The sequence below is a fragment of the Demequina capsici genome (genome assembly GCF_032102965.1).
Taxonomy (GTDB): Bacteria; Actinomycetota; Actinomycetes; order Actinomycetales; family Demequinaceae; genus Demequina; species Demequina capsici.
This window is the reverse complement of sequence record NZ_CP134880.1, coordinates 3,042,882-3,058,047: the sequence shown is the minus strand read 5'-3', so window position 1 is coordinate 3,058,047 and position 15,166 is coordinate 3,042,882. Positions and strand designations below refer to the sequence as shown.

15 protein-coding genes are annotated in these 15,166 nt (G+C 70.9%); all 15 read left to right on the top strand.

Annotation, left to right across the window (positions count from 1 at the left end; genetic code table 11):
* The first annotated feature begins 1 nt into the window (after position 1).
* Positions 2 to 895, top strand: a complete 894-nt coding sequence (flgL, locus tag RN607_RS14515) for a flagellar hook-associated protein FlgL (protein ID WP_313545452.1) — start codon at positions 2 to 4, stop codon at positions 893 to 895.
* A complete protein-coding gene (fliW, locus tag RN607_RS14510; RefSeq protein WP_313543403.1) occupies positions 892 to 1,329 on the top strand; it encodes a flagellar assembly protein FliW in 438 nt (145 codons plus the stop codon). Before flgL ends, fliW begins: the two co-directional genes overlap by 4 nt.
* Positions 1,330 to 1,403: 74 nt before the next feature.
* A complete protein-coding gene (locus RN607_RS14505; protein ID WP_313498421.1) occupies positions 1,404 to 2,111 on the top strand; it encodes an FHA domain-containing protein in 708 nt (235 codons plus the stop codon).
* Positions 2,112 to 2,115: 4 nt separating this feature from the next.
* Positions 2,116 to 2,637, top strand: coding sequence for an FHA domain-containing protein FhaB/FipA (locus RN607_RS14500; protein WP_313498418.1), 522 nt, complete (start codon positions 2,116 to 2,118; stop codon positions 2,635 to 2,637).
* Between the two features lie 3 nt (positions 2,638 to 2,640).
* Complete coding sequence (locus RN607_RS14495) at positions 2,641 to 3,849, top strand: PP2C family protein-serine/threonine phosphatase (RefSeq protein WP_313543401.1); 1,209 nt, start codon at positions 2,641 to 2,643, stop codon at positions 3,847 to 3,849.
* The gene (locus RN607_RS14490; RefSeq protein ID WP_313543399.1) at positions 3,849 to 5,258 is read left to right on the top strand and encodes an FtsW/RodA/SpoVE family cell cycle protein; all 1,410 of its coding nucleotides are present in this window, start codon (positions 3,849 to 3,851) and stop codon (positions 5,256 to 5,258) included. The genes RN607_RS14495 and RN607_RS14490 overlap by 1 nt, the downstream gene beginning before the upstream one ends.
* Complete coding sequence (locus RN607_RS14485; RefSeq protein ID WP_313498411.1) at positions 5,255 to 6,706, top strand: peptidoglycan D,D-transpeptidase FtsI family protein; 1,452 nt, start codon at positions 5,255 to 5,257, stop codon at positions 6,704 to 6,706. Before RN607_RS14490 ends, RN607_RS14485 begins: the two co-directional genes overlap by 4 nt.
* Positions 6,706 to 7,659, top strand: a complete 954-nt coding sequence (locus RN607_RS14480) for a serine/threonine-protein kinase (RefSeq protein WP_313498409.1) — start codon at positions 6,706 to 6,708, stop codon at positions 7,657 to 7,659. The genes RN607_RS14485 and RN607_RS14480 overlap by 1 nt, the downstream gene beginning before the upstream one ends.
* Before the next feature lie 64 nt (positions 7,660 to 7,723).
* Positions 7,724 to 9,781, top strand: coding sequence for a Stk1 family PASTA domain-containing Ser/Thr kinase (gene pknB / locus RN607_RS14475; RefSeq protein WP_313543397.1), 2,058 nt, complete (start codon positions 7,724 to 7,726; stop codon positions 9,779 to 9,781).
* Positions 9,782 to 9,853: 72 nt separating this feature from the next.
* Positions 9,854 to 10,936: a polyprenyl synthetase family protein gene (locus RN607_RS14470; RefSeq protein ID WP_313543395.1), complete on the top strand. Its 1,083-nt coding sequence runs from the start codon at positions 9,854 to 9,856 to the stop codon at positions 10,934 to 10,936.
* The gene (locus tag RN607_RS14465) at positions 10,933 to 11,838 is read left to right on the top strand and encodes a phytoene/squalene synthase family protein (protein ID WP_313543393.1); all 906 of its coding nucleotides are present in this window, start codon (positions 10,933 to 10,935) and stop codon (positions 11,836 to 11,838) included. Before RN607_RS14470 ends, RN607_RS14465 begins: the two co-directional genes overlap by 4 nt.
* Entirely contained in the window at positions 11,835 to 13,568 is a 1,734-nt protein-coding gene (gene crtI / locus RN607_RS14460; protein WP_313543391.1) for a phytoene desaturase family protein, read from the top strand. Before RN607_RS14465 ends, crtI begins: the two co-directional genes overlap by 4 nt.
* Positions 13,565 to 13,936, top strand: a complete 372-nt coding sequence (locus RN607_RS14455) for a lycopene cyclase domain-containing protein (protein WP_313543389.1) — start codon at positions 13,565 to 13,567, stop codon at positions 13,934 to 13,936. The genes crtI and RN607_RS14455 overlap by 4 nt, the downstream gene beginning before the upstream one ends.
* On the top strand, positions 13,933 to 14,283 hold the full coding sequence (locus RN607_RS14450; protein ID WP_313543388.1) for a lycopene cyclase domain-containing protein: 351 nt from the start codon (positions 13,933 to 13,935) through the stop codon (positions 14,281 to 14,283). The genes RN607_RS14455 and RN607_RS14450 overlap by 4 nt, the downstream gene beginning before the upstream one ends.
* Complete coding sequence (locus RN607_RS14445) at positions 14,283 to 15,158, top strand: prenyltransferase (protein ID WP_313545450.1); 876 nt, start codon at positions 14,283 to 14,285, stop codon at positions 15,156 to 15,158. Before RN607_RS14450 ends, RN607_RS14445 begins: the two co-directional genes overlap by 1 nt.
* Positions 15,159 to 15,166 lie beyond the last annotated feature (8 nt).

Here is a 15,166-nt window from a genome sequence, read left to right as displayed (position 1 = left end):
CATGATCAACCGCGTCACGCAGCAGACCGTCCAGCGCAGCACGCTGGCGAACCTGCAGATGAACCTGGCCAGAGGCGCGACGCTTCAGGCGCAGATGTCGTCAGGCAAGCTGATCACCAAGGCGTCGGACGACCCGAACGCCGCAGGGCGCTCGATGACGCTCCGTGCGGAGAAGACCGCCGCCTCCCAGGCGCTGCGCAACGCTCAGGACGGCGAGTCCTGGCTGTCGCAGCTCGACAACACGATGCAGCAGTCCATCAGCGTGCTCCAGCGCGCCCGCGACCTGACCGTGCAGGGCGCGTCGGACGGGTCGGGCAGCACGGCCTCCGCCGACGCGATCGCCACCGAGCTCGAAGGCATCCGGGACTCCATGCTCGACCTGGCCAACACCACTCTGAACGGCCGCTCCCTCTTCGCAGGGACCTCGGCGGACGGCGTCGCGTTCGACGACGCGTCAGGGGGGTACACGTGGCACGGCGTCGCGGGGGCGACGGTAGACCGGAGGATCGGCGAGGACGCCACCGTGCGCGTCGACGCGGACGGCGCGGCCATGTACGGCGAGGGCTCGAGCTCCGTGTTCGCGCTGCTGGACAGCATCGCGGCGGATCTGCGCGCGGGCGTCAACGTGTCCGACCGCCTCTCCGCGATCGACGATCGGCTGGACTCGATGACCTCGAGCATCTCGAACGTCGGCATCCGCGCCAAGCAGGTGTCGGACGTGCAGGACTCGCTGACGCTCAAGATCCAGAACCTCACGGCCGGCGTGTCCGACCTCGAGGACATCGACCTCGCCAAGACCGTCATGGACCTGCAGATGCAGGAGGTCACGTATCAGGGCGCGCTCGGCGCGGCTGCCAAGGTGCTCCAGCCGACTCTGATGGACTTCCTGTCATGACGACGATCGCTCTCGCACTCGACGCAGCAGGCGTCCGCGTGCAGCAGCTCCCTGACGTCCTCACGTTCATCGAGGCGCCTCCCGGCATGGCGTCGCTCACGACGTTCCGGCTGGCCGCCATCGACGAGTTCGGCTACCTGTTCACGCTGCGCAGCGCGCAGCAGGAGGGCGTCCGCCTGTTCGCGGTGTCCCCCAGCGTCTACTTCCCGGCGTACGCGCCGCGCGTGTCGGAGGAGGTGCGCGCCGCGCTCGGCCTGGACGACGCCGCGGAGCCCGCGCTGCTCGCCATCGTCAACCCCGGCGAGGGCGAGGCGACCACGGTGAACCTCTTCGCTCCCGTCGTCGTGGATCCGGTCACCGGCAACGCCGTGCAGGTGATCCTCGACAGCGACGAATGGCCGCTGCGCGCTCCGCTGGTCGCCGACGCCGCCTGACCTGGCGCATCCAGCCTGACATCCCGCCGGAAAGGCCTGCCCGTCCTCACGCGCACGCACGTTACGATTCACGCATGGGAGTGCTCGATCGTTTCGAGAAGGGCGTCGAGAACGTGATGCAGAATGCGTTCGCCAAGACGTTCAGGTCCGGCATCAAGCCGGTCGAGCTCTCTGCCGCCCTCAAACGCGAATGCGACAACCGCGCCGCCGCCGTGGACAGGGGTCGGACCGTCGCCCCCAACGAGTACGTCCTCACCCTCAGCCCAGCCGACCATGACACGGTGATGAGCTGGGGCGACGACGCCATGGCGCACGAGCTCGAGGAGGCGCTGCAGGAGCACGCCACCCGCCAGGCGTACAGCCTGGTAGGGGCAGTCACCGTGGCGTTCGCGCAGGACGCGTCGCTCGCGACGGGGCGCTACGCCGTCAGCTCGCGCACCACGCGCGGACCGGTCGCGCCCGCCACGACGCGCAACCCGCAGTCACGCTTCCCGCTGCTCGACGTGGACGGCGACCGCTACTACCTGACGGGCGCCACGACCGTCCTGGGCCGCGGCTCGGAGGCGGACATCGTGATCGACGACACCGGCGTGAGCCGCACGCACGTGCGCCTCGAGGTGACCGAGCACGGCACCATCCTCACGGACCTCGGCTCCACCAACGGCACCTTCGTCGAGGATCAGCGGGTCAAGGAGGCGACGCTGCTGGACGGCAACGCCATCACGATCGGCCGCACCACGATCATGTACTGGGACGCCGTGCCGAGCGACGAGGACCTGTGATCGGATGAGCCAGCTCTCCATCACCCTGCTGCGTCTCGGCTTCCTGCTGCTCCTGTGGTCGCTCGTGCTGACCGCCATCGCGGTGCTCCGCTCCGACCTCTACGGCACCAGGGTCGTCACCCGCGGCCGCGGCCGGACCGCACGCCAGAATCCGGACGCCAGGAGCCAGAAGCAGGCCGCTCCCTCGCGCGCGGGCACGGGCGTCCGCACGGGAGCCGTGTCCACGAAGGAGCGCACGTCCGCCCACCTGGCGGTCACGTCGGGCCCGCTCAAGGGCGCGACCGTGCCCCTCGGGTCGTCGCCGATCCTCGTCGGCCGTGCCGGCACCTGCACGCTGGTGATCGAGGACGACTACTGCTCGTCCCGCCACTGCCGGATCTTCCCCGAGGAGGGGCAGTGGATGGTGGAGGACCTCGGCTCCACCAACGGCACCTTCCTGGGCAACCAGCGGGTGGACGACCCGGTGCCGTTCCGGCCGGGCGAGGTCATCCGCATCGGCGCCACCAGCCTCGAGCTGAGGAGCTGACGGTTGTACATCGCCTTCAACTTCGCCGCGCGCTCGGACGTCGGCCTGGTGCGTGCCAACAACCAGGACTCGGCCTACGCGGGACCCCAGCTGCTCGTGGTCGCGGACGGGATGGGCGGCGCGGCCGGAGGCGACATCGCGTCGTCGGTGGCGGTGGGCAGGCTCGCGGCGCTCGACGGCGAGGCGCACGGCCCCGATGAGGCGCTCGAGGAGCTGAAGAACGCGATAGCCGACGCGCACAGCCAGATCGTCGCCCGTGCCGACAACGACCCCGAGCTGTCCGGGCTCGGCACCACCGTCACCGCGCTGCTGCGCGCGGGGGCCACGCTCCACATGGCGCACATCGGCGACTCCCGCGCATACCTCCTGCGCGACGGCGTGCTGGACCAGGTCACCACGGACCACTCGTTCGTGCAGCACCTCGTGGACACCGGCCGCCTCAGCGCCGCCGACGCGGAGCACCATCCCAAGCGCTCCATGCTGCTGCGCGTGCTCGGCGACATCGACGCCGACGTGCCGGTCGACATCTCCGTGCGCGAGACCCGACCGGGCGACCGCTGGATGCTGTGCAGCGACGGCCTGTCCGGGGTCGTGAGCCGCACCACGCTCGAGGAGACGCTGGCAGAGATCGAGGACCCCGGCGACTGCGCCGACGCGCTCGTGGGGCTCGCCCTCGCCGCGGGCGCCCCGGACAACGTCACCTGCATCGTCGCCGACGTGGTCGACATCGACGCCCTCCCCCGCGGCGAGGGACCCTCCACCCAGTCGCAGATCGTCGGCGCCGCCGCACGCGACAGGAACCGGCCGTCGTCGGGCGGGACGGGAGCCGCCGGCAAGGCCGCCAGGCTGTCCGCACCCGCCGAGCCCGTCGACGACGACGAGGAGCCCTCCCGCTGGACGGACCGATGGTCCACCTGGAAGGCCTGGCTGCTGCCGCTCATCACCCTGCTCGTGGTCGTGGGCGCCGCCTGGGGCGGGTACGTGTGGACCCAGCAGCAGTACTTCGTGGGCGCGCACGACGGTCAGGTCGCGATCTACCGCGGCATCCCCGAGGACCTGCCCCTGGTCTCCCTGCACACCCTGGTCGAGCAGACGGACATCGCGCTCGACTCGTTGGCCGAGTACCAGCAGCAGCGCATCGCCGGCGCCATCCGCGCGAGCAGCCTGCAGGCCGCGGAGGCGATCGTCACCGCGCTGGAGTCGACCGGCTGATGGCCACCATCTCCGAGCTCCGGGTCCACCGCGGTCGACGTGCGGAGGGATGGCTGCTGGTGCTGTCCTGGGCGCTCGCCGTCCTGGCGCGCGGACTGGTCGACTATCACGCCGACTACCTGGAGCTCGGCGCGCTCACCTGGTACGCCGCCGGATTCGCCGTCGCCGCCGCCGTCCTGCACATCGCGCTGCGGATCTTCGCGCCCGACTCCGACCAGGTGGTGCTGCCGAGCGTCCTGGGCCTCATCGCGGTGGCCCTGGCCGAGATCAGGCGGCTCGACTTCGCGTACGCCGCGCGCGGCAGGGACACCGACTTCGCGGGCACCCAGATCGGCTGGGCGATCCTCGGGGCGGTCGTCTTCATCGCCGTCCTCATCGTGATCCGCGACCACCGCGTGCTGCGTCGCTTCACCTACACGGCCGGCGTGCTGGGCATCGTCATGTACCTCCTGCCCGCCGTGCCGGGCCTGGGCAAGGAGATCAACGGCGCCAAGATCTGGATCGGCGCCTTCGGGCACTCCCTGCAGCCTGGCGAGTTCGGCAAGATCCTGCTGGTCGTCTTCTTCGCCGGCTACCTGCAGACCAACCGCGACGCCCTCGCGCTGGCGGGCCCCAAGGTGCTGGGGATGCGCCTGCCGCGCATGCGCGACATGGGCCCGCTGGCCATCATGTTCGGCGCGGCGCTGCTCATCATGATCAACCAGAAGGACCTGGGAGCGGCGCTGCTGTTCTTCGGCATCTTCATCGGCATGGTCTACGTGGCGACGGAGCGCATCAGCTGGGTCGTGATCGGCCTGGTGCTGTTCGTCGTCGGCGCGATCGGCGCCGGCATCGTCTTCCCCCACGTCGCCTCCCGGTACGACGCGTGGCTGCACGCGATGGATCCCCAGGTGTACTCGTCGGGCAAGTCGGAGCAGCTGGTGCGAGGACTCTTCGGCATGGCGTCAGGCGGCCTCTTCGGCACCGGGCTCGGCAACGGCCGGCCCGACCTGGTGCCGTACGCCGAGTCCGACTTCATCATCCCGTCGCTGGGCGAGGAGCTGGGCCTCACGGGGCTCATGGCCATCCTCACGCTCTACGTGATCCTGGTGCAGCGCGCCATGCGCACGGCGATCGGCGTCCGCGACGGCTTCGGGAAGCTGCTCTCGGCAGGCCTCGGTTTCGCGCTGACCCTGCAGGTCTTCATCGTCGTCGGCGGCGTGACCCGTCTGATCCCGCTCACCGGCCTCACCACGCCGTTCCTCGCGTACGGAGGGTCGTCGATGGTGGCCAACTGGGTGGTGATCGCCCTGATACTTCGCATCTCCGACCAGGCCAGGCGCCCCGCGCAGTCCCCGGAGACCAGGACCGACCCCGCCACCGCGCCGTCCCGGCGCAGGCCTGACCTCGAGGAGGCGGCGGCGCAGTGAACGACCCGATCCGGCGCCTCTCCGTCGTCGCCCTCTTCCTGTTCCTGTCCCTCATGGGGATGGCCACCTACATCCAGGTGCTGCATGCGGGCTCGCTGAACGACGACCCCCGCAACGTGCGCACCCTCTACCGCGAGTACGGCACCTACCGCGGGCCGATCCTCGTGGACGGCGCCGCGGTGGCCGAGTCCGTCGCCGTCGACGACCCGTACGGCTACCAGCGCCAGTACACCAACGGCCCCGTGTTCGCCCCCGTCACCGGCTTCTACTCGATCGTGTACGGCCGCACCGGCCTGGAGCAGGCGCAGAACTCGCTGCTCAACGGCACGTCCGACGCGCTGTTCTGGTCGCGGCTCGGCGACCTGTTCGCCGGTCAGGAGCAGCAGGGCGCGTCCGTCGAGACCACGATCGACGGGAACCTGCAGCAGGTGGCGTACGACGCGCTCGGCAGCTACACGGGCGCCGTCGTCGCCCTCGACCCGAGCACGGGCGCCATCAAGGCGATGGTCTCCACGCCGTCGTTCGACCCGAACGACCTGGCGTCCCACGACACCGCGTCCGTGAACCAGTCGTACGCCGCGCTGATCGGCGACGAGAACCAGCCGATGCTCAACCGGGCCATCGCGCAGCTGTACCCGCCGGGATCGACCTTCAAGCTCGTGGTCACCGCGGCGGCGCTCGAGGCCGGCTACACGCCCGACACGAAGATCCCCGCGCCCGACGTGCTCACCCTGCCGGGCTCGACCGCCACGATCCAGAACTACGAGGGCGAGTCCTGCGCGACCGACGGCCAGGGCAGCACCACGCTCGCCGACGCCCTGCGGGTGTCCTGCAACACGGCCTACGCCGCGCTCGGGATGTCTCTCCAGTGGGAAGGCATCGACCGTGTCGCGCGCAGCCTGGGATTCGAGGACTCGTTCCAGATCCCCATGACGGTCGCGACGTCGCAGCTGCCCGTCGACCCCGACGCCCCGCAGACGGCGCAGAGCTCGATCGGGCAGTTCGACGTGCGGTCGACGCCGCTGCAGATGGCGATGGTCGCGGCCGCGATCGCCAACGACGGCGTGGTCATGAAGCCGTACCTCGTCAGCACCGTGCGCGACAACAGCCTGCAGGTGATCGACACCACCGAGCCGTCCGTGTACTCGACCGCGTTCAGCGCCCAGACCGCGCAGTACCTCACCGACATGATGGTGGGCGTCGTGGACGACGGCACCGGCACGCGCGCCCAGATCTCGGGCGTCCAGGTCGCAGGCAAGACAGGCACCGCCGAGAGCGGCACGGACGCGCCGCCGTACACGTGGTTCGTGGCCTTCGCTCCCGCGGACGACCCGAAGATCGCGATCGCGGTGCTCGTCGAGGACGGCGGCACCGGCGCCACCGGAGGGAAGGTCGCCGCGCCGATCGCGCAGAAGGTGCTCCAGGCGGCGCTGGACGGCGGCCAGTGATGAGGGGGATCGCAGGGGGGACCACGCTTGGCGGCCGGTACGTCCTGGAGTCGCTCATCGCGGTCGGCGGCATGGGGGAGGTGTGGCGCGCGTCGGACATCGACCTGTCGCGACCCGTCGCGGTCAAGACGCTGAAGGAGGCCTCCGCCTCGAACGCCACCTTCCTCAAGCGCTTCGGGAACGAGGCGAGGAACGCCGCCGGTGTCCAGCACCCGAACATCGCGCAGGTGCTCGACTACGGCGACCAGGAGGGCACCGCGTACCTGGTCATGGAGCTCGTCGACGGCGAGCCCATGTCCACCATCCTCGAGCGCGACCGCGTGATCCCCGAGCAACGCCTGGTGAAGCTCATGATCGCCGCATGCCGCGGCCTCCAGGCGGCCCACGACGCAGGCGTCATGCACCGCGACATCAAGCCGGGCAACCTGCTCGTGTTCGGTGACGACGACCTCAAGATCACCGACTTCGGAGTCTCCCGCAGCCAGGACCAGACCACCCTCACCGCCACCGGCATGGTGATGGGCACGGCGCAGTACCTGGCGCCGGAGCTCGCGCTCGGCAAGCCTGCGACCCCTGCGTCCGACCTCTACTCGCTCGGCATCATCATGTACGAGTCCGTGGTCGGGAAGCGTCCGTTCACGGCGGCGAACGCTGTGGACATCGCGGTGGCCCAGGTCAACGAGAAGGTGCCCCCGCTGCCGGACCACGTGTCGCCCGAGCTGACCGCGCTCATCCTCAAGGTGCTCGAGAAGAACCCTCGACGGAGGCCCCACGACGCCACCGAGCTGGAGCATCTGCTCGCCGGGCTCGCGCTGCGCGCGCCCTCCGATCGGGTGCTTCCCGACGTCACCGTCGACTCCCAGGACGACCGCTCCGCCCGCCGACGCATGCCCCCGTCGGTCGCGCCGCGCGTCCACAGACCACGACCGGATCTGACGGGTCCACGGGGATGACGGTTCGGGGATGCCACAATAGGCTCCGACGCGAGGGCCTGCAGACGACAGCATGGGACGAGGAATGAACGAGGAATCGAAGATCCTGGGTGGCCGGTACGAGGTCGGCGACCTCATCGGTCGCGGCGGGATGGCCGAGGTGCACATCGGCTACGACACGCGCCTCGGGCGCACCGTCGCCATTAAGATCCTGCGGGCCGACCTGGCACGCGACCCGTCGTTCCAGACGCGCTTCCGGCGCGAGGCGCAGGCGGCCGCGGGCCTCAACCATCCTGCGATCGTCGCGGTGTACGACACCGGTGAGGACCACGTGGCCACCGAGACGGGCCAGCCGCAGGCGGTCCCGTACATCGTGATGGAGTACGTCGAGGGCCACACGGTCCGCGACATCCTCCAGGGGGACGTGGCCGCGCCGATCGACGAGGCCGTCGAGATCACGTCCGGCGTGCTGACGGCGCTCGACTACGCGCACCACGCGGGGCTGGTCCACCGGGACATCAAGCCCGCGAACGTCATGCTGACCCCCACGGGCGCCGTGAAGGTGATGGACTTCGGCATCGCGCGCGCTCTCGCCGACGCGGGCCAGACCATGACGCAGACGCAGGCCGTCGTCGGCACCGCGCAGTACCTGTCCCCCGAGCAGGCGCGCGGCGAGAACGTCGACGCACGCTCGGACATCTACTCGGCCGGTTGCCTCCTCTTCGAGCTGCTCACCGGCCGCCCGCCGTTCGTGGGCGACTCCCCGGTGTCGGTGGCGTACCAGCACGTCCGCGAGGAGGCGCCTCGGCCGTCCCAGTTCGCGTCCGACGTGCCTCCCGCCCTCGACCAGGTGGTGTCCCGCGCGCTCGCCAAGAACCGTGACGAGCGGTACTCGAGCGCACAGGAGTTCCTCGACGACCTCAACTCCGTGATGAACGGCGGGCCTGTCTCGCCGAGCACGGGCGCGGTCGCGATCGGCTCGGCGGCGCTCGGCGCAGGCGCGGCCGGCGTCGCTGCCGCGGCGATGGCCGGCGGCACGGGCGAGAACCCGACCGAGGCGCTCTCCCCGGCGTCCGACGGCACCGCTGTGATGCCCATGGCAGGTTGGGGTCCCACGGGCGCCATGCCTGCCTCCGTCCCGCCCGTGACCGGTGCGGTCGCGGTGCAGGAGGAGCAGGAGCTGGTCTCCGACGACGACGAGCGCAGGCGCAAGTTGATCCTGTGGGGGTCGCTCGGCGCGGCGGCGCTCATCGTGATCCTGCTGCTGATCTTCATGCTGAACCGACCCACGACGCCCACGGTGCAGACCGTCGCGGTGCCGAACGTCGTCGGCTTCACCCAGGCGGACGCGGAGTCCACGCTCCAGGAGGCGGGCTTCGTCACGGACGTGCAGACGGAGGTCAACGCGGACGTGGCGATCGGCACCGTCATCTCGACCGACCCGGTCGCCGACACGCAGGCCGATGAGGGGTCCACCGTGACGGTCGTGGTCAGCGCTGCGCCCGACTCCGTGACAGTGCCGTCGGTGCGTGGCATGACCCAGGACGACGCCACGGCGGCTCTCGAGGCCGCAGGCCTGGTCGTCGACTCGATCGACAGCACGCAGCACGATCCCGGCCTGGACGCCGGTCGCGCCATCGGCACCGACCCGGCAGAGTCGACGGTCGTGGACTACGGCTCGTCCGTCACGCTGTCCGTCGCCGACGGACAGGTGGAGCTGCCCGACCTCACCGGCGACACCGTCGACGCCGCCAAGGCCAACCTCGCGGCCCAGGGACTCAGCGTCGTCGTGACCGAGACCGAGACGGACACCGTCGACCCTGGGACCGTGCTGTCGCAGGACCCCGCGGCCGGCCTGGTCCCGATCAACTCGACCGTGACTATCGAGGTGGCGAAGGCGCCGTCGACGCGGGAGGTCCCGAACGTCGTGGGCCAGACGCAGATCAACGCCACCGCCGCGCTGCAGGCCGCCGGGTTCGGGGTCACCGTGCAGTCGCAGCCGTCCTCCACGGTGCCCGCGAACCAGGTCATCTCCCAGAACCCGTCGGGCGGCACCTCGGTGGCCGTGGGCACGAACGTGGTGATCGTCGTGTCGACCGGACCGACGAGCAACCCGAGCCCGACCGCGACCGCGGCTCCGTGACGCCTGTCGATGAGGCATGAGCCGGCGCCCGGTGGGAATGTCCCACCGGGCGCGGCTGTCTATAGTGACGTGATGGAGCGTGTTGTCAGCGTGGAGTCGCTGCACGAGGTGGTGCGGGGGCGGCTCGATGCTGTGGCGGAGACGATCGCGGAGCACGTGTCCGTCGAGGCCGCGAGGCTCCCCTCTGCAGGTGCGGACTACCGCGACCTGTGGCTGACGCTCGGGGACCAGTTCGAGGGCGGGAAGAGCCTGCGCCCCTCGCTGACCCTGGCCGCATACTCGGGGCTCGGCGGTGAGGAGCCCGACGCCGTGGTGCCCGTCGCTGCCGCCATGGAGATGCTTCACACGGCGATGCTCGTGCACGACGACATCCTGGACCACGACGAGGTGCGGCGCGGCCGCCCGAATGTCGCGGGATCCCGACGCGCCGCCCTCAGCGGGGGACCGCTCACGCAGGCGCAGGTGGACAACCACGTGCTGTCGGCCGCGCTGCTGGGAGGCGACCTGGCGATCGCGTCGGCCTATGACCTGATCTCCACCGCCGCGTTGCCGGCGCATCATCGCCTCGCGTGCCTCAACCTGCTCACGCGGGCCATCCGCACCACGATCGCCGGCGAGCTGCTCGACGCGTACGGCGACCTCACCCCTCCCTCGGAGGCCGACGCGCTCGCCGTCGCCGAGCTCAAGACCGCCACGTACACCTTCGTGGTGCCGCTCCTGGCCGGCGCCCAGCTCGCGGGCGCGGACCCGACGATGATCGGGCACCTGGAGCGCATCGGCACCTCGCTGGGGGTGTCGTTCCAGATCGTCGACGACGACCTGGGGGTGTTCGGCGATCCGTCCGTCACGGGCAAGTCCGTCCTGTCGGACCTGCGCGCGGGCAAGCGCACCGAGCTGATGCGCCTGGGCTTCCACCGTGCCAGCGCGGCCGAGCGCGAGGTGCTGGAGGCCGCGCTCGGTCGCGCCGACCTCGATGAGGCCGGTGCCGCGCAGGTGCGGGAGGCCCTCATCGAGTCCGGTGCGCGCGGTCAGGCGATGGGCGTCGCCCGCCGCCACGCGCGCCTGGCCCGCAGGCTCGCCTTCGAACGGATCCCGGCCCCGCTGTCGGGCTACCTGATCGAGCTCATCGACCTGCTTGAGGACCGCGTGTCGTGAACGACGCCGACGCGCGCCCCCCTGCGGACGTGCCCGACACCGACCTCGCGCTGTACGACCGCACCGCCCACGATGCCGCCTCACAGGTGATCGCGCGCTACTCCACGAGCTTCGGCACCGGGACGCGGCTGCTGCCCAAAGCGATGCGCGGTCACATCGAGGACGTGTACGCGATGGTGCGGGTGGCGGACGAGATCGTCGACACCTACCGCGGTCCCGACGCCGGCGAGCTGCTGGACGCGTTCGAGCGCGAGGTGCATGCGGCTCTCGACCGGGGCTTCTCCACGAACCTGGTAGCGCACGCGTTCGGGCGCACGGCGGCGCAGGTGGGGATCACGCGCGCGCAGACCGAGCCGTTCTTCGCCTCCATGCGCATGGACCTGGAGCGCACGGTGCACACGCCGGAGACGTTCGCCGCCTACGTCCACGGGTCCGCGGAGGTGATCGGGGAGATGTGCCTGGCGGTGTTCCTCAACTCGAGCGAGGGTCCGCGACCGTTGCCTCCCACCGCAGCCGAGGGCGCGCGCAGGCTGGGCGCGGCGTACCAGAAGGTGAACTTCCTGCGGGACCTGGGGGCCGACGAGTCGGCGCTCGGTCGTTCGTACTTCCCTGGCGTCACGGCGCACACGCTGGACGATGCCCGCCTGGCGGCGCTCGTGGCCGACTGCAGGGCCGACGTGCACGCGGCCGAGCGCTGCATGCCCGCCCTGCCCCGCCGCGCTCGGATCGCGGTGGGCACCACCATCGACATCTACCTGCGGCTGCTGGACCGCATCGCGGTCACGCCGGCGGCGCGCCTCAGCGCGCAGCGCGTACGCGTCCCCGACAGCATGAAGCTGGCTCTCGCGTTGCGGAACACGGTGACGCGCCGGCGGGCGCGTGTGGAGAGGAGCGCGCAGTGAGCTCAAGGGACGCACGGGACGCACGGGACGCACGGGCCGCACGCGAGACAGGGAACGCAGCGACGCAGGGCGGCGCCGGCCCCCGGATCGTCGTGATCGGCGGCGGCATCGGGGGACTTGCGACGGCCGGGCTGCTGGCTCGTGGCGGCGCGCGGGTGACCCTGCTGGAGCGCCATGCGCAGCTCGGCGGCCGAGCGGGACGGTGGCAGCGGGCGGGCTACACGTGGGACACGGGACCGTCGTGGTACCTCATGCCGGAGGCGTTCGACCAGTTCTTCGCGCTCATGGGTCGACGGGTCGAGGACGAGCTCGATTTGGTGGACCTGGATCCGCGCTACCGGGTGTTCTTCGAGGGCGACGACGCGCACGGGCCTGCGGAGCAGCTGGACGTGGTCGCCGACCCCGAGGCGAACTATGCACGCTTCGACGCGGTGAGCGCGGGCGACGGTGCCGCGATGCGGCGGTACGCCGAGGACTCGTACTCGCTCTACCGGCTGGCGCTGGACAGCTTCCTCTACACGACGTACGAGAACCCGCTGAAGGTCGCGTCGCGCGAGGTGGTGCGCAGGCTGCCGGCGCTGGGCTCGCTGCTGACGCGACCGCTGGGCGCCAAGATCGACCGCCATGTGCGCGATCCTCGGCTGCGGAAGATCCTGGGCTTTCATGCCGTGTTCCTCGGCTCGGCGCCCGACCGTGCTCCGTCGCTGTACTCGCTCATGAGCCACATGGACCTCACCGACGGCGTCCGGTACCCGCGGGGCGGGATGTACGAGGTGGTGGAGGCGCTGGCGCGGATCGCCCGCGACGAGGGCGCTGTCCTGCGGACCGGCTGCGACGTGTCCCGGATCGTGGTGGGGGACGACGGCCTCGCGTCAGGCGTGGTCCTCGCCGACGGCACGACCCTGCCGGCGGACGTGGTCGTGTCCGGCGCGGACATGCATCACACCGAGACCGCGCTGCTCGAGGCGCCGCACCGCTGGCAGGACGAGCCACGTTGGGCGCGGCGCTCCCCTGGTGTGAGCGCCTTGCTGGTGTTCGCGGGTGTCAAGGGAGCCCTGCCGGAGCTCGCGCATCACTCGCTGTTCTTCACCCGCGACTGGGACGCGAACTTCGCACAGATCGTCGGCGACGGGGAGCTGTCGGCGCCGGTGCCAGGGTCGCTGTACGTGTCCCGCGTGACGGCCACGAACCCGACCGCAGCGCCCGCCGGCTACGAGAACCTGTTCATGCTGGTGCCGTTCCCGGCGGACCCGTCGCTCGGCGCGACGGAGGACTCGCGCGCGCACCTGGAGGAGCTCGCGTGGGGCTACCTTGATCAGGTAGCGGCGTGGGCACGGATCCCCGACCTGCGCGAACGCACCACGCTGTTCAAGGTCACCGCGCCGGCGGACTTCGCCACCGAGCTGTCCGCCTGGAAGGGCTCAGCGCTGGGGCTGGAGCACACGCTGGCGCAGTCAGCGATGTTCCGGCCCGGGAACGCGTCGCCCAAGGTGCGCAACCTGCTGTACGTAGGGTCGTCGACCGTGCCGGGCATCGGCATGCCCATCTGCCTGATCTCCGCCGAGCTGGTGGCCAAGCGGCTGCTCGGCGACACCGGGGCGTCGCCCATGCCGACGCCGGCGCACCGGGGCTTCCTCTCGTCGTCCACGCGTCGAGGCCGGCTCGGCGAGCTCGCTCGCGGCACCCTCACGCCGGGTGGCGTGGTCGACGTGCGAGGAGCGGGCGGGTGAGCCTGACGTACCTGGCCGCGCTCGCCATCAGCATCGGGGGGCTGGCCGTGCTGGACCGACGCCTGAGGCTCGCGCTGTTCGTGCAGCCGGCGCGCACCATGGTCACGGTGGCGGGTGCCGTCGTCGTGTTCCTCGCGTGGGATGCGCTCGGTGTGGGGCGGGGCATCTTCTTCATCGGCGATGCTCCGTACCTCACGGGCGTGCGGCTCGCTCCGCAGATCCCGGTCGAGGAGCTGCTCTTCCTGGTCCTGCTGACCTACCAGACGCTCCTGCTGTGGCGCTGGTTCTCGCGCTCGCGCGACGCCCGGACCCGCTCCGCTCCCGACGACGGGCCTCCGGGCGGCACCAGCCGGGCCGTCGACGCATGATCACGTACGCGACCCTGTCCGGCATGGTCCTCGTCGCGATCGGCCTCGTGACCGTGCCGGCGCTGCGTCGGCTCCCGGGGCGGCCGCTGGTGCTCACCGGGCTGGTGCTGATGACGCTGACGGCGGTCTTCGACAACGTGATCGTGGGGGCGGGGATCGTGGACTACGACGACTCGCTCATCCTGGGGCTGAGGGTGCCGATCGCGCCCGTCGAGGACTTCGCGTACTGCATCGGCGCTGTCCTGCTGGTGCCCGCGCTGTGGACATGGACGGCACGGATCGCGCCTGGCGTGCCGCCTGGCGGTGATGGCGACGTCGCTCCTCAAGGTGACGAGGAGGTCCTGTGATCGCGAGCATCGTCAAGGCGTCGCGGCCGGTGTCGTGGATCAACACCGCCTTCCCCTTCGCGGCCGGGTATCTGCTGGTCACGCGACAGGTCGATGCGGTGCTGATCGTGGGCACCCTGTTCTTCCTGATCCCGTACAACCTGCTGATGTACGGCGTGAACGATGTCTTCGACTACGAGTCGGACCTGGCGAACCCTCGCAAGGGCGGCATCGAGGGCGACGTGATCCGCGACCGCGCGCAGGCGAGGCGGGTGCATCGCGCGATCCTGTGGGCGTCGGCCGTGTCGGTGGTGCCGTTCGTCGTATGGCTCGTGCTGCAGGGCACGGTCGCGGCGGGCGTGGTGCTCCTGACGGTCGTGTTCGCGGTCGTCGCCTACTCGGCGCCGGGGCTGCGGTTCAAGGAACGGCCGTTCCTCGACTCGATCACGTCCGCGGTGCACTTCGTGGGCCCGCTCGTCTACGGGCTGGTGCTGGCCGGCGCGCCGATCGCGGATCCGGGCGTGTGGCAGGTCTGGGCCGCGTTCCTGACGTGGGGCATGGCGAGCCACGCATTCGGCGCGGTGCAGGACGTGACGGCCGACCGTGAGGGCGGCATCTCGTCGGTCGCCACGTACCTCGGTGCGCGGCGGACGGTCTGGCTCGCGTTCGGCTGGTACATCCTTGCCGCCGTCGTGCTCGCGACGCTTCCGTGGCCGGGGCGCCTCGCGGCCCTTCTCGTCGTGCCGTACGTGCTGTCGGTCGCGCGGTTCGGGCGCATCACCGACGACACCTGCGAGGACGCGAACCGTGGCTGGCGTACGTTCCTGTGGCTGAACCAGCCTGTCGGCTTCCTGGTGACCATGCTGCTGATCGCGGTGTGGAAGGGCTGGCTGTAGCGGACGGC

What these genes read in the sequence shown, in the direction of transcription:
- fliW (WP_313543403.1), top strand. Translation starts at nt 892, where the DNA reads ATGACGACGATCGCTCTCGCACTCGACGCAGCAGGCGTCCGCGTGCAG.
- RN607_RS14500 (WP_313498418.1), top strand. Translation starts at nt 2,116, where the DNA reads ATGAGCCAGCTCTCCATCACCCTGCTGCGTCTCGGCTTCCTGCTGCTC.
- RN607_RS14490 (WP_313543399.1), top strand. Translation starts at nt 3,849, where the DNA reads ATGGCCACCATCTCCGAGCTCCGGGTCCACCGCGGTCGACGTGCGGAG.
- RN607_RS14470 (WP_313543395.1), top strand. Translation starts at nt 9,854, where the DNA reads ATGGAGCGTGTTGTCAGCGTGGAGTCGCTGCACGAGGTGGTGCGGGGG.
- RN607_RS14450 (WP_313543388.1), top strand. Translation starts at nt 13,933, where the DNA reads ATGATCACGTACGCGACCCTGTCCGGCATGGTCCTCGTCGCGATCGGC.
- pknB (WP_313543397.1), top strand. Translation starts at nt 7,724, where the DNA reads ATGAACGAGGAATCGAAGATCCTGGGTGGCCGGTACGAGGTCGGCGAC.
- flgL (WP_313545452.1), top strand. Translation starts at nt 2, where the DNA reads ATGATCAACCGCGTCACGCAGCAGACCGTCCAGCGCAGCACGCTGGCG.
- RN607_RS14505 (WP_313498421.1), top strand. Translation starts at nt 1,404, where the DNA reads ATGGGAGTGCTCGATCGTTTCGAGAAGGGCGTCGAGAACGTGATGCAG.
- RN607_RS14480 (WP_313498409.1), top strand. Translation starts at nt 6,706, where the DNA reads ATGAGGGGGATCGCAGGGGGGACCACGCTTGGCGGCCGGTACGTCCTG.